General features: G+C 57.9%; 19 protein-coding genes. 7 read left to right on the top strand and 12 right to left on the bottom strand.

The annotated features are described in order from the left end of the window. Nucleotides 1-189: 189 nt before the first annotated feature. From ACIQ39_RS03030 to ACIQ39_RS03010, 5 genes are all read left to right on the top strand, one after another. A complete protein-coding gene (locus ACIQ39_RS03030; RefSeq protein ID WP_396433135.1) occupies nt 190-2196 on the top strand; it encodes a biotin carboxylase N-terminal domain-containing protein in 2007 nt (668 codons plus the stop codon). Nucleotides 2197-2208: 12 nt separating this feature from the next. After that, entirely contained in the window at nt 2209-3129 is a 921-nt protein-coding gene (locus ACIQ39_RS03025) for a 2-hydroxyacid dehydrogenase (RefSeq protein ID WP_396433134.1), read from the top strand. 28 nt (nt 3130-3157) lie between these two features. Continuing rightward, complete coding sequence (locus tag ACIQ39_RS03020; RefSeq protein WP_396433133.1) at nt 3158-3931, top strand: hypothetical protein; 774 nt, start codon at nt 3158-3160, stop codon at nt 3929-3931. Continuing rightward, on the top strand, nt 3928-4404 hold the full coding sequence (locus tag ACIQ39_RS03015) for a hypothetical protein (RefSeq protein WP_396433132.1): 477 nt from the start codon (nt 3928-3930) through the stop codon (nt 4402-4404). Before ACIQ39_RS03020 ends, ACIQ39_RS03015 begins: the two co-directional genes overlap by 4 nt. A gap of 114 nt (nt 4405-4518) precedes the next feature. After that, nucleotides 4519-5436, top strand: a complete 918-nt coding sequence (locus ACIQ39_RS03010) for a hydroxymethylglutaryl-CoA lyase (RefSeq protein WP_396433131.1) — start codon at nt 4519-4521, stop codon at nt 5434-5436. A gap of 53 nt (nt 5437-5489) precedes the next feature. Here ACIQ39_RS03010 and ACIQ39_RS03005 read toward each other — a convergent pair whose 3' ends face one another. Continuing rightward, on the bottom strand, nt 5490-7085 hold the full coding sequence (locus ACIQ39_RS03005; RefSeq protein ID WP_396433130.1) for a glycosyltransferase: 1596 nt from the start codon (nt 7083-7085) through the stop codon (nt 5490-5492). A 225-nt stretch (nt 7086-7310) separates the two neighbouring features. Next, entirely contained in the window at nt 7311-7772 is a 462-nt protein-coding gene (locus ACIQ39_RS03000) for a MarR family winged helix-turn-helix transcriptional regulator (protein ID WP_396433129.1), read from the bottom strand. Between the two features lie 274 nt (nt 7773-8046). Here ACIQ39_RS03000 and ACIQ39_RS02995 point away from each other — a divergent pair, with 274 nt between their 5' ends. After that, a complete protein-coding gene (locus ACIQ39_RS02995) occupies nt 8047-8460 on the top strand; it encodes a DUF1289 domain-containing protein (RefSeq protein ID WP_396433153.1) in 414 nt (137 codons plus the stop codon). 15 nt (nt 8461-8475) lie between these two features. Here the strand turns inward: ACIQ39_RS02995 and ACIQ39_RS02990 are convergent, their stop codons facing one another. Then, nucleotides 8476-8922, bottom strand: coding sequence for a universal stress protein (locus ACIQ39_RS02990; protein ID WP_396433128.1), 447 nt, complete (start codon nt 8920-8922; stop codon nt 8476-8478). Nucleotides 8923-9049: 127 nt separating this feature from the next. On the opposite strand from ACIQ39_RS02990, the gene ACIQ39_RS02985 reads away from it, so the two are divergent. Further along, entirely contained in the window at nt 9050-9685 is a 636-nt protein-coding gene (locus ACIQ39_RS02985) for a 2-hydroxychromene-2-carboxylate isomerase (RefSeq protein WP_396433127.1), read from the top strand. 72 nt (nt 9686-9757) lie between these two features. On the opposite strand, the gene ACIQ39_RS02980 is transcribed toward ACIQ39_RS02985, so the two are convergent. From ACIQ39_RS02980 to ACIQ39_RS02940, 9 genes are all read right to left on the bottom strand, one after another. Continuing rightward, on the bottom strand, nt 9758-10051 hold the full coding sequence (locus ACIQ39_RS02980) for a DUF4212 domain-containing protein (protein WP_396433126.1): 294 nt from the start codon (nt 10049-10051) through the stop codon (nt 9758-9760). A gap of 400 nt (nt 10052-10451) precedes the next feature. Further along, a complete protein-coding gene (locus tag ACIQ39_RS02975) occupies nt 10452-12566 on the bottom strand; it encodes a sodium:solute symporter family protein (RefSeq protein ID WP_396433125.1) in 2115 nt (704 codons plus the stop codon). After that, nucleotides 12563-12826 (bottom strand): DUF4212 domain-containing protein, encoded by a 264-nt coding sequence (locus tag ACIQ39_RS02970; protein WP_396433124.1) that lies wholly within the window; start codon nt 12824-12826, stop codon nt 12563-12565. The genes ACIQ39_RS02975 and ACIQ39_RS02970 overlap by 4 nt, the downstream gene beginning before the upstream one ends. A 78-nt stretch (nt 12827-12904) precedes the next feature. Then, complete coding sequence (locus tag ACIQ39_RS02965; protein ID WP_396433123.1) at nt 12905-13522, bottom strand: tetratricopeptide repeat protein; 618 nt, start codon at nt 13520-13522, stop codon at nt 12905-12907. Beyond that, entirely contained in the window at nt 13513-13809 is a 297-nt protein-coding gene (locus ACIQ39_RS02960) for a hypothetical protein (protein WP_396433122.1), read from the bottom strand. Before ACIQ39_RS02960 ends, ACIQ39_RS02965 begins: the two co-directional genes overlap by 10 nt. Nucleotides 13810-14138: 329 nt before the next feature. Continuing rightward, a complete protein-coding gene (locus ACIQ39_RS02955; RefSeq protein WP_396433121.1) occupies nt 14139-14411 on the bottom strand; it encodes a hypothetical protein in 273 nt (90 codons plus the stop codon). 181 nt (nt 14412-14592) lie between these two features. Further along, nucleotides 14593-16350, bottom strand: a complete 1758-nt coding sequence (locus ACIQ39_RS02950) for an MFS transporter (RefSeq protein ID WP_396433120.1) — start codon at nt 16348-16350, stop codon at nt 14593-14595. A 418-nt stretch (nt 16351-16768) separates the two neighbouring features. Then, nucleotides 16769-17002 (bottom strand): DUF4212 domain-containing protein, encoded by a 234-nt coding sequence (locus ACIQ39_RS02945; RefSeq protein WP_396433119.1) that lies wholly within the window; start codon nt 17000-17002, stop codon nt 16769-16771. 187 nt (nt 17003-17189) lie between these two features. After that, on the bottom strand, nt 17190-18362 hold the full coding sequence (locus ACIQ39_RS02940; protein ID WP_396433118.1) for a putative nucleotidyltransferase substrate binding domain-containing protein: 1173 nt from the start codon (nt 18360-18362) through the stop codon (nt 17190-17192). Between the last annotated feature and the right edge of the window lie 126 nt (nt 18363-18488).

The following is an 18488-nucleotide window of genomic DNA, read 5'->3' as shown; positions in this document are numbered from 1 at the left end:
TCGCGAGGCACGAAGCGATCCACGGTGGACCATCGAGGCATGGATTGCCGCGCTGCGCTCGCAATGACGGGCAGAGCGTCGTCAAGTACCAGAGCGCCGTCAAGTACCAGAGCGTCGTCAAGCACCCTGACGTCATCGCGAGGCACGAAGCGATCCATATTGCGGTTGCAGCCTTTTTAGGAGTTATGAATGTTCAAAAAAATACTGATCGCCAACCGTGGCGAAATCGCCTGCCGCGTTGCAGCCACCGCCCGCCGCATGGGGCTCAAAACCGTGGCTGTTTATTCGGACGCCGACGCCGGGGCCAAGCATGTGCAAGCGTGTGACGAAGCGGTGCACATTGGCGGCAGCGCACCCAAAGACAGCTACCTGCGATGGGAGCGCATCCTCGAAGCCGCCAAGGCTACTGGAGCCGAAGCGGTGCACCCCGGCTATGGCTTTTTGAGCGAGAACGAAGACTTTGCCAAGGCCTGCGCTGCAGCGGGTTTGGTGTTCATCGGCCCGCCCGCATCGGCGATTTTGGCCATGGGCCTCAAAGCCGAGTCCAAGCGCTTGATGGAGCAAGCCGGTGTGCCCCTGGTGCCCGGTTACCACGGTGCCGACCAAGACCCGGCGCTGTTGCAAGCCGAGGCCGATCGCATCGGTTACCCCGCGCTCATCAAAGCCAGCGCGGGGGGTGGCGGCAAAGGCATGCGCGTGGTCGACAAGTCCGAAGACTTCGCCGCTGCGCTGGCATCGTGCCAACGCGAAGCCATCAACAGCTTTGGCAGCGACGCGGTGCTGATTGAAAAGTACGTGCAGCGCCCGCGCCACATCGAGATTCAAGTCTTTGGCGACACCCACGGCAACTGTGTGTACCTGTTTGAGCGCGACTGCTCGGTGCAACGCCGCCACCAAAAGGTGTTGGAAGAAGCGCCAGCGCCCGGCATGACCGACACGCTGCGTGAACAAATGGGCGCAGCGGCTGTGGCCGCTGCCAAAGCGGTGAACTACGTGGGCGCAGGCACGGTGGAATTCATCGTCGAGCAAACCGCCTACGACCAACCTGAATCCATGCGCTTTTTCTTCATGGAAATGAATACCCGCTTGCAGGTCGAGCACCCGGTGACCGAAGCCATCACCGGTCTCGATCTGGTGGAATGGCAATTGCGTGTGGCCAGTGGTGAGCCGCTGCCCTTGCGCCAAGACCAGTTGCGCATCCACGGCCACGCCATCGAGGCGCGCATCTGCGCTGAAAACCCCGACAACAACTTCTTGCCCGCAACGGGCACTCTGCGGGTCTACCGCAAGCCGCAAGCCAGCAGTTTTGAGCGGGGCACGGTCCGTGTGGATGATGGTGTGCGCGAGGGCGACACCATCAGCCCGTTTTACGACTCGATGGTGGCCAAGCTCATCGTGCATGGCGACACCCGCGAGCAAGCACTGGCCCGGCTGGACACCGCTTTGGCACAAACCCACATCGTGGGCCTGAACACCAATGTGCAGTTCTTGCGCCACGTGGTGCGCAGCGAGGCCTTTGCCACGGCCAAGCTCGACACCGCGCTCATCCAGCGTGAAGCCGCCGTCTTGTTCAAGCAAGACAAGCTGGGCTTGCCCGCCGCTGTGGCCGCCGTGGTGGCGCACAGCTTGCAGGCCGACAAGGCCTTGCAGGGGCAAGACCCGTTCAGCCGCCGCGATGGCTGGCAGTCGCACGGGGTGGCGCAGCGCCGCTTTGAATTTGTCTGGCAAGACCAGCCCCGCTCGGCCCGCCTGAGCTATTTGCACGACGGCGCTTTGAGCCTGTCGCTGGAAGGCGAAGAGACTGTGTCGGGCATGCTGAGCTTTGCCCCCGATGGCGCAGGCCTGTGGGTGCAGTGGGGCAGTGCGCGCTGTTTCAGTCAGATCGACTGGCAAGGCGAGACCGCGCACATTTTCACGCCCCAGGGCGCGACCCGCATCACCGTGCTCGACCCGCTGGCCCACGCGGGTGAAGCGGCGCAAGAAGGCGGGCGCCTCACGGCCCCCATGCCGGGCAAGGTCGTGTCCTTTGCCGTCAAGGCGGGCGACAAGGTCAAGGCCGGTCAGGCCCTTGCGGTGATGGAAGCCATGAAGATGGAACACACCATCAGCGCGCCCAAAGACGGCGTGGTGGCCGAGTTGCTCTACGCCCCAGGCGACCAAGTCGCCGACGGGGCAGAGCTGCTCAAGCTGGGCTGACAAAATCACCCCATGAAAATCACGGTCTGTTTTGACAAGCTCGACCCTGCACCGTGGGTGCAAGGCCTGCAACTGGCCTTCCCGCTGGCCAGCGTGTCCGCCTGGGCACCTGGCGCGCCACAGGCCGACCACGCCATCGTCTGGGCCCCGCCCCAGCCGTTCATCGACGAGCAGCCGGGTTTGCAAACCCTGTTCAACATCGGCGCGGGTGTGGACGCTTTGCTGCAATTGAAACTGCCGCCCAAGCTGAAAGTCGTGCGCCTGGACGATGCGGGCATGTCGGTGCAAATGGCCGAGTTCGTGTGCCACGCGGTGATCCGGCATTTCCGCGAGTTCGACGGCTACGACGCCGACACCCAAGCGGGCAAATGGTCTTACCGCAAACCCCGCAGCCGCGCCGACTTTGCCGTGGGGGTGATGGGCTTGGGCGTGTTGGGCGAGCGGGTGGCCAAGGCGCTGCAGGTGTTTGACTTCTCCGTCAACGGCTACAGCCGCAGCGCCAAAGACTTGCCGGGTATCCGTTCTTTCAGCGGGCCACAGGCCTTGCCCGATTTTTTGGCCGCCACGCGCGTGCTGGTCAACCTGATGCCGCTCACGCCTGAGACCGAAAACATCCTGAACCACGCCACACTGTCGCAACTGCCAAAAGGCGGCTACGTCATCAACGTGGCACGCGGCAAGCACTTGGTGGACGACGACCTCTTGGCCCTGATCGACAGCGGCCACCTGGCTGGGGCTGCGCTCGATGTGTTCCGCACCGAGCCATTGCCCGCCGACCATGTGTTTTGGCAACACCCGAAAATCACTGTCACGCCCCACACCTCGGCGCGTACTTTGCGCGAAGAAAGCATCGCGCAAATCGTGGGCAAAATGCAGGCACTGCAGCGCGGTGAGCCGATCAAGGGCGTGGTGGACACCCAGCGCGGTTATTGAGTCTTGCGCTGTCTAAAATGATCCCATCATGCAAGCTCCACGCATCACCATCGCAATGACAGACCATTCGGCTGGCTTTGAAGCCACGCCCGATCGCGTGCGCTTGGGCGATTTGGTTGCTTTCTCGGCAGACGTGACCGCCTTCTTGCGCGGTGAAGACAAAGAAGTCGACACCAACAACCTGGAGGTCGCGGTCCGTAAAGGTTCTTTGGCCATTGAAACTGCGCCTTTGCTGGTAGCCCCCAATTTGTTCCGGGATTTGCGTACGCTTTTGGGTGGCGAGCTCTTGGACAGTTTGGACGCGAAAAGACGCGAGGTGATGGAGCGGTGGCAGAAAGCGTCAAGGCAATCCAAGCAAGTGTCTTACCGCATCACGGCCCCTTTCCTTGGTGAGTCGATTCACATCAATGCCGAAACCGACTATCACGCCGACGATGCCGACCAATGGGTTCAAGTCGAGCGTTATGTGCGTGGCGAAATTCAAGATTTGGGCGGTATCACCAAGGCCAATGCACACATCAAGTTGCCGGATGGACGCACGCTGAAGGTGACAACAGAGCGCGAGGTTTTACGCAACGACACCGTGAACCGCTTGTACAAGCTGGCCATGTTGCGCATCAAGGCGGAGTACAACGTGTTGACCCGCGAGCTGCGCAATGCGCGGTTGGTCGAATTTGTAGAGCATGCATCGACGGTGGATGAAGAGAGTTTGTCTCGGCTGACGCGCAGGGGTGCCGCTGCTTGGAAAGATGTGCCCAACGCCACGGCTTGGGTGGATGAGTTGCGCGGAAACAAGCCGTGAACAGCGTTCTGTTGGACACCAGCTTCCTCATCAGTTTGAGCGACCTCTCTCGTCCACACCATGCCGCAGCTATGGCTTACTACAGAGAGTGTGTTCGCCGACAGGTGGCCATGTATTTGTCCACTGTGGTGGTTTCTGAGTTTCAGATGAGGCAAGCGATCCACGATTTGCCTTTGCGCAACTTTGTCATGCTGCCGTTTAACGTAGACCACGCCATGCGCTGTGGCTTGATGATTCGACAAATGCCACGAGATGCTGGCGATGACCGGGTCCGAGTGAAAGACGACTTCAAGCTCTTGGCTCAATGTGATTGCGAGTCCATCACGCACTTGATCAGCGAAGATGCCGGCACCTTGGCCAAGTACCTCGAACGTGCGCGTGAAACCAGCTTGGCGACAACCCAGGTGGTTTTGTTACGCGACGGGTTTGATGCGGCATGGTTTGAAAATGGCCAAACGCGACTGCTGCCTTGATGCGATAAATGAGTGCGTTGCCTCTAAAAAGAACCCCAAGCAACTTGACTGCTGCAGCAGCTGTGTTCAAAGGGGCCGTGTTGCCTCCTGTTAGCCTGAAAATTGGATGAAATGATGTCCCTCAGCAAGCTTCCCTCACGCGTTCAACTCATCGACGTCGGCCCACGCGACGGCCTGCAAAACGAAAAGCAGCCGGTCCCGGCCGAGGTCAAGATCGAGCTGGTGCACCGCCTGCAGGCGGCAGGCCTGACCGAGATCGAGGTCAGCAGTTTCGTGTCTCCGAAGTGGGTGCCGCAAATGGCCGACAACGCAGAGGTGATGGCGGGCATCATGCGCCAAGCGGGCGTGCGCTATTCGGTGCTCACGCCCAATATGGTGGGCTTTCAGGCGGCAGTGGCGTCGCGCCCCGACGAAATTGTGGTCTTTGGTGCCGCCAGCCAGGCCTTCAGCCAGAAGAACATCAACTGCTCAATCGAAGAAAGCATGGAGCGCTTTGCGCCCGTGGTGCAAGCGGCGCTGGCCGCAGGCATCGCGGTGCGTGGGGCCATGAGCTGCACCGTGGGCTGCCCCTATGAAGGCGAGGTCTCGCCGAACAGTGTGGCCCACCTGGCGGGTTTGATGAAACAGATCGGCGTGCAGCGCGTGGACGTGGCCGACACCATCGGCACCGGCACACCGCTCAAGGTGCAGCACGCCATGGAGGCCACCCTCCAGCACTTCGACCTTGACCACATCAGCGGCCATTTTCACGACACCTATGGCCAAGCACTGGCCAACACGCTGGCGGCTTTGCAAATGGGGGTCTGGAATTTCCAGTCCTCGGTGGCGGGTCTGGGGGGCTGCCCTTACGCCAAGGGGGCTACTGGCAACGTGGCCACCGAAGACGTGGTGTACATGCTGCACGGCATGGGCATTGCCACCGGCATTGACCTGGGCAAGCTGGTGGATGCGGGCGCGTTCATCAGCGATTTTTTGGGCCGAAAACCCCACTCGAACGTGGCCAAGGCCATTTTGAACATGCGATTGACGTGATGCACGGGCTGCGATGAGCCTCGGCTGGGCCCACCGCTCCCATGCGTTTGGCGTCAAGCTCGCACGGCCTGATTGGCATCGGGGGGCGCTTGAGCCGCCGCTTGTTGCAGCGCCAAAGTCAATGCGGCAGTGAGTTCGTCAAAGTGCGCTATTTCAACAACGCCCTTGATGTTTTTCATAAGAGGTGATTTGGGCTCGATCATCCAAGCCCGGTCGGCCAAATTCAACATGTCGATGTCGTTTTCGTTGTCACCTACGGCCCAGATCAGCTCGAACCGTGGCTGCAGGCCGGCTTGGCGAAACTTCGTCACCACATGGTGTTTGGAAATGATGGCCTGCGCTGGGTTGGACTCGGCTTCTGGGTCGGGCACAAAGGCGCTGTTGATGCTCAATTCACCGGTGCACACATCGCCTTGAAACTGCACCGTATGCGCCAGCGCAAAGTCGGCAAAAATGCGTTTCCTCAAAATCTCGGCAGCAACAAAATAGCTGTCAGACACCACGCCCACCATGAAGCCTGCCCGCTTGAAGGCCTTGACACAGTCGATCACGCCCGCACGGATGGGCATGGCCTTGGCCACCGCCTCAAACTTTTCTCGGTGCACAAAGCGAAAGATTTGTGCGATGCTGGCGCTGCGTGTCAGCACATCGGGGTTGCTGCCGTCCAAATGCTGGCTGAGTGCCTCAACCTGGCCCGTGGCTTGCGCCAGCAAGGTGGCAAAGCGGCTGGTGGTGACGGTGCCATCCATGTCCAGTAGCAGAAGCTTCGTGCGGTTTTTTTGGCGTGTGATCGCGTAGTCCCATGAGGCTGTGGCTTGGCGCTGGCTTTCGTACATGGCGGTGATCTGCTCCACATGCAAGCGCCCGGATTCACGCGCCCTGCTGTAAATGACACGCGAGACTTCATTGGCCATTGACGTCAGGTCCACCAGCGGCTGGCTGTCGTGCTCAAGGTGGCCAATGTCCACTTCTGTCACTCGCGCATGGGTGCGCCAGGCGTCAATCAGCAGCCCGATGTCCACGCCGTAGCCGTCTTCAAAAGTGAGTTGCTTGAGCAGCGCTTTACGTGCGCCGATGATGCCTCCCAGGGGTTGGCTGAAGTGAGCCAACTCAGGAAAGAACACTTTGAGCATGGGTTTGGCCGTCAGCTCGGTGACGCGCCCGCCGCCCCGGCCAAAGCGGGCTTTGACAAAGTCGGCCCTCTCGGCCACAAAGGGACGGGCCAAGTCGCTGATGATGCCGCTGCGTAAGCCCATCAAGTCGCCGTCCAAGTACACCAAGATGTCATGTTGTGCGGCTTGCACACCATCGCTCATCGACGCACCCTTGCCAAGCAAGCTGCTGGTGATGACGCGTGCCCCCGCCGCCTTGGCCAAGGCCACTGTGTCGTCCGTCGAGCTGTCGTCCACCACGATCACTTCGGCCGTGGCTGGATCACTCAGGGCATAGCGCACAACATCAGCAATGCGTTTTTCCTCGTTCAGGGCCGGGATGATCACGCTCACGCAAGCAGGCAAAGGTGCTGCCAGACTGAGCGGCGTTGGGGGTGCTTTTAACGCTGCGGGCCCAGCCGTGGTGGCTGCGCCGGGGCCTTGCCAACGAATGACCCGCGCTGATACCCATTGCCAGATGCGTTGCCAAAAGTTCATGGGTTCTCACCTTCTTGGTTGTTGTGCGAAGCCTTTGTCCCCCCAATAGAGGTCTGGTCCACCCAATTTCAGCTTAAGAGCTTGTGCGCGCTGCATTTTACATTTGAAGAAATGTAAATACCAAAAAAGCCGTTTTTGACCCATGGCTTGGCCCTGTCACCCAGGTGCCTGGCGCAGGTCTTGAGCACGTTCAGGAACGCATTGGGCCTGTTTTGGCCCAAGCGCTCACATCATCGCAATGGGGGTTTGGGCTGCCTTTTCATCCACTTCTAAGCGGGTGATCAAAGCGGCAAGGTTCTCTTCAAGTTGCAGCAAATTGGCGACGTCCATGCGTTGCAAAGCATGGGGCAAAACACCAGCGAACGGGCCTGGAATTTTCTTCAGCAATTTCAAGCCTTCCGGCAATACATACAACTCCACCACGCGCCGATCATGAGACGACTTCTCGCTGTGCAGCAGACCAATTTTCATCAAGGACTTGACCAAATTGCTGGTGGTCGACTGGTGAATGTCCATCAAATCTGCAAGCTGCGTGACGCCTATGCCTTGGTGTTGCGCCACCAAACTCAAAGCCCAAACCTGCGCACCGCCTATGCCCGCTTGCTTTTCCATGCGCTGGAAATGCCGTCGCACCGTGTTGAAAATCAAGCGAAATTGCCGCAACACCCTTGCGGCTTGTTCGCTCAATGCGGGCGCATTGGCAGGTGAATGACTCAGCGGATGAGCGCTTGCACCTGGGTCGGGGTGGGTTGACAGAGCTGGGGTGGGTGGCATGGCTATGCAAGATCGTGACCGCTGAGCATACGACAAACCCAGAGTCCTGCGCAGAGCGTGAGGGCCAAAAAAAGGGAGGCAAGCCTCCCTGAAGCCTTGTTCTGGCGTTGAAAAGGCAGGCCAATTGTATTTGTGCAAATCCAATCGGCGTCCAGTGAAAACCCTTAAGCATCCGACAAGCCCCGTCATGGCGCTCGCAAAGCGTGCAGCCCCGGGCGCTGCTGGGGTAAACAGATCAACGCACAATCAAGGCCTATCTGACCCACTGGCAGTGCTGCCCGATAACCACCATGATCCTTGTTTTTTATCCCTGTGTCAGCGGCTCATCACAAGGCGCGCGCCCCTTGCGCGGCGGGATGGGCGTATGAGTGTGCGCTTTTCGCTGCTGAGCAAAAGAGCGGCGCTCGTGTTGGGCAAAGAGCTGCCCCATGTGCCATCGCCATGTGTGTCGGTGTGTGTGATGCACCCGCAAACCGCGGTTTGTGAAGGTTGCCTGCGCGACTTGGATGAAATCGGCGCTTGGGGCCGATTCTCAGATGACGAGAAAAGACAAGTTTGGCGACGCATCGCGCAGCGCTTGGCTGCGACCGCAGGCGATTGAGTTGGGCTGACGCGATCACGCCGTGCTGCGATCCACCACGATCAAGACATTGCAAGGCGACTCCTCCACCAAGGATTTGGCGGTCGAGCCGCTCCACCAGCGGCGCAGCAAATTGGGTTCATGTTTGTGCCCCACCACGATCAAATCGGCACCGGTACGGCTGGCAAATGACGAGAGTTCCCGGATCACCTCGCCCTTGAGCACCTCCCCTTGCACCGAAAAGCCCATGGACTGCAAAACTTGCACGCCTTGGGACAGCTGGGCTTTCAATGTTTCTTCAAGAGGGCCGTGGTCAGCAGAGGTGTAATAGCCCATTTCCATAGAGCCCACATCCATGGGATTGGGCGCAACCGCCACCAAGGTCAGCTGGGGTTGACCCCAGTGGGCCAATTCTTCCAGCTCCAGCAAGGCTTTTTGTCCAGAGTTCGAGCCGTCATAGGCCAAGATGATGTGTTTGTACATGGTCTCTCCAGGTCGTAATGGGGCTGCACATTGGGTCAAATGCATTTTAAGGAAAAACCGATTTTTGCAAGTCGGTGATGACCCTATAGACTGTGCCTTTGGTGCAGCACAGTGTTTCCAAGCCGTCATGAAAACGATTCACTTTTATTTTGACTTCATTTCGCCTTACGCCTGGTTAGGCTTTGATGCGTTGCCTCGGGCGCTGCAAGGCATCAGCCACCGGGTGGTGCACCACCCGGTGCTGTTTGCCGCGATGCTCAAGCACCATGGCCACAAAGGGCCGGCCGAGATGCCCGGCAAGCGTGATTGGACTTACCGACAGGTGTTGTGGTTGGCGCGCCAGCAAGGCACGCCATTGCAATTGCCTGCCGTACACCCTTTTAACCCGCTGGCTTGTTTGCGTTTGGCCACTGCCTGTGACCCCGGTGGTGAGCCCAATCGCTATGTCTGCGAACACATTTTCAGACATGTTTGGTGCACGGGGCTGGATGCCGCCGATCCCGCAGGCATGGCGCAGCTGAGCTGCGCCATGCAGCCGGTGCAAGACCCCTCGGGCCCCCACGTCAAACAAGCCCTACAAGAGCACACCTCAGCGGCCATTGGCGCTGGCGTGTTTGGTGTGCCGACATGGGTGGTCGATGGCCATTTGTTTTGGGGGCAAGATGCATTGCCCATGTTGCGGGCTTTTCTGCAAGGCGATGCTTGGTTTGACGGCCCTGACTGGCAGGCCGTATCGGCTTGCGTGCAGGGCGCTCGCCGCTGAGCCGCCAAGCCACAGAGTGCAAGGGCAAAGTCAAAGAATCAAAGGGCTTGCTTGGGCATGAAAGTTGTGCGCTCAGCTGGCTGAGGTGCCATCGCTCGCCGAAGCATGCAGGGCTGCCGTGGCCGCGTCTTGCGTTTCCCAGCGGTTCATGAGCCAGGCGTAAAGCGCCACGATGCCCATGAAAATCAAGACGGAACCTTGTGCTGCCATCCAAAAGTGAAATGGCGCGCCAAAGACCTCAAAGTCCAAATCGCGCGCAAAAAAAGACGGACCAAAACTCGCCAGCAACCAAACGCACAACAGCACCCACTGCAGGCTGCGTTGGCGTTTCTTCAAGGTGAGAGAAGGGCGGTGGATTTCGAGCATGGGTGAGCTTAAAGACAAAACAAGCTGAGCTTGTGCCAGTGAATACCCTCGGTTTGAGGGTTTGATGCGCACAGGGCGTGCTCACGCGTGTTGGGTGTCATCCGGGGCGAAGAAACACCCCATGATCGCCGCTTGCCTCGGGGTAACAACTGGGCAAGCGCAACACGCACGGGTAAAGCAGTGCTTGCAAGCTGCGTGTTTTCGAAGTGGTCTTGGACGTGGGAGGGTGCTTTGGGTGTGCTTGGTGTTGAGGCGTATCGGTTGTGTGCGAGGTGGGACAGGCATCCGAGCTTGCGGGCTGAAGCGCGCTGAAAAAAAACCCCCGAACGCGTCGAGCGATCGGGGGTTTTTGCTAGGAGAGCAAGCGCTTGGCAAGTGGCAGCTTGCCAAGATTGTCTTGTCAGTGTGCAGCAGAGCTTTGTGAGGTCGAGCCGTCAAAGCTGGGGAAGCGGACGTTCTCCACCATGTCCTGAACTTCTTGGTCCGGTGCCTTGGTCAGCAAGGACACGATGATGATCACCGCAAAGCCCAGCGGCACACCAAAGATACCGGCCGAGATGGGGGCGATGTCCCACCAGGTGTTGGCTTTGAGGATTTCAGGCGTCAGCGAACCCTCATGGAACAAGCCGTACATCCAGGGGTGGGTCTTGGTCATGTAGTAGAACGAGATGCCCAAACCCGCCACCATGCCCAGCGAGGCGCCCCATTTGTTGGCACGCTTCCAGAAGATGCCCAGGGTCAAGGCCGGGAAGAAGGCTGCAGCAGCGAACGAGAAGGCCGCAGACACGAGGAACAAAATGTCGGCCATGCGCAGCGATGCGACATAAGCCGCAGCCAAGGCCACGAACACCAAAATGGTTTTGGAGACCGCGACACGGCTGCTGGCCGATGCGTTGGGGTCAATCACTTTGTAGTACACGTCGTGCGACAAGGCGTTGGCAATGGTCAGCAACAAGCCGTCGGCTGTGGACAAGGCCGCAGCCAAACCACCGGCTGCCACCAAGCCAGAAATCACGAAGGGCAAGCCGCCAATTTCAGGTGTGGCCAAGACGATGATGTCTCCACCCAATCGGATTTCTGCCAACTGCAAGATGCCGTCTTTGTTGATGTCAGACACCGCCATCAGCGTGGGGTCGACCACGTTCCAGCGTGCAATCCATCCCGGCAACTGGTCTATCGGCGTGCCAACCAAGAGCGTGTAGATGTCGTACTTGACCAACACCGCCAAAGCAGGCGCTGTGAGGTACAACAAGGAGATGAAGAACAGCGACCAGGCCACCGACTCACGCGCTGCACGCACCGAAGGCACGGTGTAAAAGCGCATCAGGATGTGCGGCAATGCGGCCGTACCGATCATCAAGCAAAAGACCAGTGCCAAGAAGTTCTTGCGGGCAACATTTTGGGCGGCTTCGTCTTTGCCTGGGAAGGGCTCAGCATGGCGCAGGGGCGGTGCTGCACGGGGCGCATTGGCAGCGCGCGCAGCGGTGTAGGCCGCTTTGGCAGCTGCTTCGTCCTTGGGCAAAGCGGCAACAGCAGCTTCAGCGGCCTTGATGTCTGCTTCAGGTGCGTTGGCGGCCTTGAGCTCTTCCAGCTTTTGGGTGGCAGCTTGTTTGTCTGCAGCCATGGCGGCTGGCACATCTTTCAGCTTTTCAGCGGCCGCATCGGCACGTGCTTTGAAGATGCCGCGAACTTCGAGTTCTTTGGGGTCTTTCAGCAGTTGCTCTTCTTTGGCAGTCACTTTTTCAAGCAGGTAGCCATAAGAGACCTGAGGCACAGGCATGCCGGTGTGTTTCACCGACAACCAAACCACGGGGATCATGTAGGCGACGATCAGGATGATGTACTGCGCCACTTGGGTCCAGGTCACCGCACGCATACCGCCCAAGAATGAGCAAACCAAAATGCCGGCCAAACCGACATACACACCCACGTCGAAGGACAGACCTGTCAGACGAGCAGTGATCAGGCCCACGCCGAAGATCTGCGCCACCACATACACGAAGGACACCAAGATGGCCGCAAACACGCCGATCAGACGCGCCATGTTGCCGCCGTAGCGTGCGCCCAAAAAGTCAGGAATGGTGAATTGACCAAACTTGCGCAGGTAAGGCGCCAGGAACAAGGCCACCAAACAGTAGCCGCCGGTCCAGCCCAAGATGAAGGCCAGACCGCCGTAACCTGTCAGGTAGAGCGTACCGGCCATACCAATGAAGGACGCAGCCGACATCCAGTCAGAACCGGTGGCCATGCCGTTGTAAAGGGCAGGCACACGTCGGCCAGCCACATAGTATTCGGCGGCATCGTTGGTGCGACTCATCACACCAATGCCGCCGTACAAGAGCACGGTGGCCGCTAAAAAGGCGTAGCCGATGTACTCTCTGGGCAAGCCCATTTGCTCAAGGATGGCGAGCGTGATGACGAAGGCTGCAAAGCCTCCGATGTAGAACGCGAATACCCTGTTCAGGGATTGTTTAAATTGGCCTTGGCTTTGGCCTTCTCCGCCGAAAACGCTCATGATTCTTCTCCTTCGGACACGCCATATTCCTCGTCAAGCTTGTTCATATAGCGCGCGTAGTACCAAATGATCAGGCAATACACGATCAATGCGCCTTGGGCTGCGACCCAAAACGAGAACGGCCAGCCAAAAAAGCTGAACGTCAAGTCACGTGAAAAAAACAAAACCACGAACGTGACAAAGAACCACAAGGCCAATAACAGCCCCGTGATTCTTAAGTTTTTGCCCCAGTATTCCTGGTGACTTGCAGTGAGCAGCATCGCCATCTCCTTCTTGTTAAAAAATCAAAATACCAACTGTCACATTTGAAATTCTTGAATCCAACCCGCAGGTTGAGATCACATGAGCGTGTTCAATTTGAGCCCTGTTTCCCGCTCGAGTTGGGCGGCCACTTTGGGCTCGAAACCATTCAGGTGGCGCATGACTTCCAGCGCCTTTTCGGGGTCTTGCATTTCCATGTGCACACGGGCCATTTGGTACCAGGCGTAGGGGCTCATGGCTTGCAGTTCGGTGTTGCGCTTGAAGGCCACCAAAGATTCATCAAATCGCCGTTGACGCACCAGCACCAAGCCGAGGCCATACCAAGCACGGTCCATTTTTTCGTCAATTTGAAGGGCGGCTCTGAACGCGTGTTCGGCCTCTTGGCTCCGGCCTAATTCTTCGCAGACAAAGCCGACGTTGAAGTGCGCATTGGCGTTGGCGGGGGTGAGCGCCAAAGCGCGCTCGAAAAACCCCAAAGCCTGAACCCAGCGCCGATCGTTCAATTCGTTGAAACCCAGGCTGTTCAGGGCCAAGACATCTTGGGGATCGAGATCCAGGATGTCTTGAAACACCTCGTGGGCTTTGCTGCGCATGCCTACGACCAACAGCGCCTTGGCTTGGAGGCGCAGCCAAAAACACTTTCCACGGCTCGACGTGTGGGTGTTGGCGGGTGTGAGATGGGTTTTCACTGACATGCTGCGATACCCATTTCGAGGCAAAGTTCGATCTTCAATTGCACCACCACGACCCAAGCGATCAAAAGCCAGCTGCTGGTGGCCAAGGGAATGTGTTGGTCGAGGATCAGTTTGGGACTGATCTTGCGGGTGATCCAAAGCGCGGGCTTGGAGGCCACGTCCAGCAGTTGGTAAAAAACATTGGTGTCGCGTTTGGCGCCCGCCAGCAGTCCCAGCAAGAAACGCCCAATGATGAACATCAAAGAAAGTTCAATCAGACTCTTGGCGATGACAACAGCAAGCAGCATAAGGCTCCATTAATGGGGTGACCGGATCAATTTTTTTGGATTCTAGGGGCAAGATTGCAATCGTCCAAACCCAGCGAGTCCCGGCCAAAACCGAATGGCAGTTGATGTAAAACCTTATTTATTTACGCCTTTTCAGTGGCCTCATTCGGGGAAATTGCCAAGCTGACAAAGGCCTGACAAATTGCTGTCCGAAGGCTTACAGCCTGGGCGATGTGGGTTCGAGGGAAAACACTTAGGCAAATGGCGCCGATATACAGCGCAAACGCAGGCTGCGGCCCGCTTGTTTGGCTGTCATGAAGCCCCAAAGGGATGGGGGCAAAGGTGCAGCGTCAGCGGCGCAGGTGGGCAATCAGTCTTGCCAGCATCAGCACAGGGGTCAGAATGATCAGGTTGGAGATCAGGCCAGCGGCGATTTCTTGGCTGAGGGTTTCCGTGCGGCCAGACAGGGTGCTCGGCACGATCACGGCCACGAACACCACGCCCGCGATCAAGGGCAAGACACGCCTGGTCACCGTGGAAGTTCTGAGCATGGTGACCACCAAGGCAATGATCAGACCGATGCGAAACACGTCGCTCAATTGCGAGAGGACCAGTTCAATCACGTTGTCATTTCCTTTTGCGTGAAGCGAGCATGAAGTTTGCCATGGTCTGCGCCTTGCAAATCGGGCTGGGTTGGACGAGCCCGATTTGCAAGAAGCCAACCAGTCCATCGTCTTGTCAGGAGCGATGGAGCAGTTGGACCCGATCTCGGATGTTTAAAACCGAGTCGGGTTGACGTTGAACTTATCGCGCGTCGTGGTCGCCGGCGAAGATGTCCTTCTTGTGCGTGCCGCCTGGCACAAACAAGGTACCGATCACCACCGTCATGACCGCAATCACGATGGCATACCAGAGACCTGAGTAGATGTTGCCAGTTTGCGCAGAGATCGCAAACGCGGTGGCCGGCATCAAACCACCGAACCAGCCGTTGCCGATGTGGTAGGGCAAAGACAGGCCCGAGTAGCGGATGCGGGTGGGGAACATTTCAACCAGCATGGCGGCGATGGGGCCGTAGACCATGGTCACGAGCAGGACCAAGTAGGTCAGGATCACAATGATGGTGATCTTCTGTGTGGTGAAGATGTCAACAAAACTGTTGGCTTTGGCAATGGTTTTGTTGTCAGCAGGCACCAGCGGGTAGCCCGCTTGCTTCAGGGCTGCGTTCAGGCTGGTATCGAAAGCGGCTTTGGCCTTTTTCAGATCGCCGCCGGTCAGCTTGCCTGCGTCATAAGACTCGATGGCTGTTTCGCCCACCTTCACCACGGTCAATGTGCCAGGCGCAGCGCCTTCTTCGGTGGTGTAGTTCACCGAAGAGCGTGCCAATTGGGCTTTGGCAATGTCGCAAGACGACGTGAATTTCACAGTGCCCGTGGGGTTGAACTGGAAAGAGCAATCTTCAGCAAACACTTTCACAGAAACCGGAGTCTGATGCGCTTTGTAAATGGCGGGGTTGGCCGTTTCAGTCAAAAAGTTGAACACGGGCAAGAAGGTGGCAGCCGCCAGCGCGCAGCCGGCCAAGATGATCGGCTTGCGACCAATGCGGTCCGACAAAGAGCCGAAGAACAAGAAGCCGCCTGTACCCAAGATCAGCGACCAAGCCACCATCACGTTGGCCGTGAAGCTGTCGATCTTGATGACGTTCTGCATGAAGAACAAAGCATAGAACTGGCCGGTGTACCAAACCACAGCTTGACCCGCCACCAGACCCAGCAAAGCGATCAAGGCGATCTTGCCGTTTTTCCAGTTACCAAAGGCTTCACTCAAAGGCGCCTTGGAGGTGCGGCCTTCTTCCTTCATTTTTTTGAAGGCAGGGCTTTCGTTCATCTGCAAGCGGATGTACAGCGAAATCGCCAGTAAGAAGATGGAACCAATGAACGGAACACGCCAGCCCCATGCATTGAATGCCTTGACCATGGTGGGGTTGCCGTCGGCCATGAGCACGGCCACGCCGTCTTTCAACAAGGGCACGTCTGGGTAGTGGCCGTTGACATAGCCTTGCACCGACAAAATGACGATCAGCGAGAGCAGCAGGCCCAAAGTGGCCGTGGTCTGGATGAAGGCTGTGAAGTAGCCGCGCTGATTGGCAGGTGCGTGTTCGGCCACATAGATGGCCGTACCACCGTATTCACCGCCCAGTGCCAAGCCTTGGGCCATGCGCAAAAAGATCAGGATGATGGGCGCCGCAACGCCCCAGCTTTCGTAGTTGGGCAAAACGTCCACCAGGAAAGTAGAAATGCCCATGATGACGATGGTCATCAAGAAGGTGTATTTGCGACCAATCATGTCGCCCAGCATGCCGAACACCAACGCGCCGAAGGGACGCACGATGAAGCCCGCGGCAAAAGCCAGCAACGCAAAAACGTTGCGGGTGTTTTCCGGGAAGGCGGTGAAGAACTGCGCACCAATGATGGCGGCCAGTGCGCCGTAAAGGTAAAAGTCGTACGACTCAAAAATGGTGCCGGCTGAAGAAGCCATGATGACCTTCTTCTCCTCCGGCGTCATCGGGCGGGAGCGCTACCGCACGTTGCTTGACTGATCTGTTGTTGACATATCGTTTCCTCAAGGGTTGTCGGGTTTCAAAGCCCAACGGTTTAGGTGAAGCCTGTACTGATGGACGGGTGGTGTGCCTGCCACATAATTACCTTATAAATTTAGGCTTGTTAACTTACTAGGGGATTGCATCTGATATAAGACGCCGCAAAACCTAGGGTAAACACTTAAATTGAGGCGGCTGCCGCTTGATGTGCCTGTAGATCAATTGAAGGCATGCGCGTGCTCAGGTTGAACCATAGCGATGCCGCCCGCATGTTGTTTTGACCCAGATCAAAGGGTGTGTCGAGATTGCAGGCGGCTCAAGCGGCTCAGGAGAAGGGCACAACTCAACACGGCCTCGTGTTGGTGGGGTGCGTTGAAGGCGCAATCAGTGGGGATCGTGTGGGTCTGCAGGAGAGGGGCGATGGGGTGCCGCGCTGAGTTGGGCAACTTCTTCGGCCTCCCAGCGGTTCATGAGCCATGCATACAGCACCACGATGGCCATGAAAATCAGCAAAGAGCCTTGTGCGGCCATCCAAAAATAAAGTGGCCATCCACTGATGTCGATGGCCAAGTCGCGCGCAAAAAAACCGGGCCCAAAACTGGTCAAAAGCCAAACCATCAACAAGGTCTACTTCAAACGGTTTTGACGTTTTTTCAGCGCGGCAGATGGCGTGTGGATTTCAGGCATGCGCAAGGATACGCAAAAAACCCATGGCGTTTGTATGTGCAGCGCCACACCGATATTCAGTGTTTACCCTTGCATGCAAACCATGGTGCATGGCAAGCACCCGAGAGCGTCCAGAGTTTCAAAGCATGCCCGAGGGGTAGCGCTGAGCCCAGACATCTTGCAGGGATTGAATGACTGAGAACGCGTCGCGCAGATGATGGCGTTCGAAGTTCGACAGTTCTTGCAAATGCAGGTGGTTGTCGGGCTCCAGGCCTCGCTGCATGCAAAGGCGCTGGTGGGCGATGCGCAGGCGGGACACAAACTCGAAAGCGTCCCGCAAGTCGCGCGCACTGGGCTCAGACAGCTCGCCCAGTTTCGAGGCTTTTTCGATGCGGTCAACGGTGTTGACTTCGAGCAAGCCAGCCTCCAAGGCGCAGATGCGGGCCAAGTCCACGATGGGCGTGATGGCATGGTTTTTCAGATCGACCGTTCCGGCGTGCGCGCCGCTGTGCTTGCTGGCGATTTGGCCAAACAAGTTGAGTGGCGGGCGTTGCCTTTGTGCATTGTTCACCACATGCGCCAAAAACAAGCTTTTCTGGGGCGTATGCGCCAACACGTCTCGGCGCAAAGTCTCCAGCAGTTCGAACTCACCGTGAACCGCCCGCAGATCAAAAAAGACCGTGATCAGCATCAAGGCCTTGGGCTCGGGGTTTTCTGTCCAGCTTTGAAAATACCGTCGCCAAACATGCAAGGGCTGTCGCCATGCATCGGTCATGGCCATCATCTCTCCCGGGCAGTGGACATACCCACAGGTGGCCAAGCCGTCACAGACCAGGCGCGCCAAGGTCTTGAAATAGTCGCCGTGCAAAGCCGGGATGTAGGCATCGCTCAGAACCATGCAGTTGTCTTGGTCCGACTTGGCGGTTTGTTCGCACCGCCCTTGCGAGCCTGCCGCCACCCAGACACAGGGCACGGGTGGTGGGCCTAAGTCCACCTCGGCCAGTGCAATCAAGCGACAAGTCAAAGCATCGGTGATGGCGGTGATGATGTGACCGGTTTGGTAAGCGCTGGTGTTGGCTGCACTCAAATGGTTTTGCAAAGCCTTGACTTGATGACCGATGCCCACCAGACCCTCGAGCGTGCTTTGTCGGTGGATGTTGCGCGCCAAGTCCACCGGAGATGTGCTTTGCTGGCGCATCAGGTCGGAGGTGGTCAGCATGCCCATCAAGCGCAGGGTGCGGGCCACTTCGAGCACGCTGGCATTCAATGGCAAGGTGATGGGGTTGCGCTGAACCAAGGCTTGCAATGGCATGGCTCGTTTTCAGCGAGTCTTCGAGCTGAATCGCCCAAGGCGATGGCATGGGGTGGTACAGCCTCATTGGTGCTCTCAGTGGACATGATCTGGCCCCGGCCTTTCTGGGTGAGAAAGGTTTTTTCA

It is taken from the genome of Limnohabitans sp., from assembly GCF_044361645.1.
Classification (GTDB): domain Bacteria; phylum Pseudomonadota; class Gammaproteobacteria; order Burkholderiales; family Burkholderiaceae_C; genus Limnohabitans_A.
Note: the sequence above shows the minus strand (reverse complement) of the source record. Positions and strands in the feature narration are given on the sequence as shown.

Coding starts and splice junctions, on each gene's coding strand:
- ACIQ39_RS03030 (WP_396433135.1), top strand. CDS start 190: ATGTTCAAAAAAATACTGATCGCCAACCGTGGCGAAATCGCCTGCCGC.
- ACIQ39_RS03025 (WP_396433134.1), top strand. CDS start 2,209: ATGAAAATCACGGTCTGTTTTGACAAGCTCGACCCTGCACCGTGGGTG.
- ACIQ39_RS03020 (WP_396433133.1), top strand. CDS start 3,158: ATGCAAGCTCCACGCATCACCATCGCAATGACAGACCATTCGGCTGGC.
- ACIQ39_RS03010 (WP_396433131.1), top strand. CDS start 4,519: ATGTCCCTCAGCAAGCTTCCCTCACGCGTTCAACTCATCGACGTCGGC.
- ACIQ39_RS03005 (WP_396433130.1), bottom strand. CDS start 7,085: ATGAACTTTTGGCAACGCATCTGGCAATGGGTATCAGCGCGGGTCATT.
- ACIQ39_RS02995 (WP_396433153.1), top strand. CDS start 8,047: ATGGCGCTCGCAAAGCGTGCAGCCCCGGGCGCTGCTGGGGTAAACAGA.
- ACIQ39_RS02990 (WP_396433128.1), bottom strand. CDS start 8,922: ATGTACAAACACATCATCTTGGCCTATGACGGCTCGAACTCTGGACAA.
- ACIQ39_RS02985 (WP_396433127.1), top strand. CDS start 9,050: ATGAAAACGATTCACTTTTATTTTGACTTCATTTCGCCTTACGCCTGG.
- ACIQ39_RS02980 (WP_396433126.1), bottom strand. CDS start 10,051: ATGCTCGAAATCCACCGCCCTTCTCTCACCTTGAAGAAACGCCAACGC.
- ACIQ39_RS02975 (WP_396433125.1), bottom strand. CDS start 12,566: ATGAGCGTTTTCGGCGGAGAAGGCCAAAGCCAAGGCCAATTTAAACAA.
- ACIQ39_RS02970 (WP_396433124.1), bottom strand. CDS start 12,826: ATGCTGCTCACTGCAAGTCACCAGGAATACTGGGGCAAAAACTTAAGA.
- ACIQ39_RS02965 (WP_396433123.1), bottom strand. CDS start 13,522: ATGTCAGTGAAAACCCATCTCACACCCGCCAACACCCACACGTCGAGC.
- ACIQ39_RS02960 (WP_396433122.1), bottom strand. CDS start 13,809: ATGCTGCTTGCTGTTGTCATCGCCAAGAGTCTGATTGAACTTTCTTTG.
- ACIQ39_RS02950 (WP_396433120.1), bottom strand. CDS start 16,350: ATGACGCCGGAGGAGAAGAAGGTCATCATGGCTTCTTCAGCCGGCACC.
- ACIQ39_RS02945 (WP_396433119.1), bottom strand. CDS start 17,002: ATGGTTTGGCTTTTGACCAGTTTTGGGCCCGGTTTTTTTGCGCGCGAC.
- ACIQ39_RS02940 (WP_396433118.1), bottom strand. CDS start 18,362: ATGCCATTGCAAGCCTTGGTTCAGCGCAACCCCATCACCTTGCCATTG.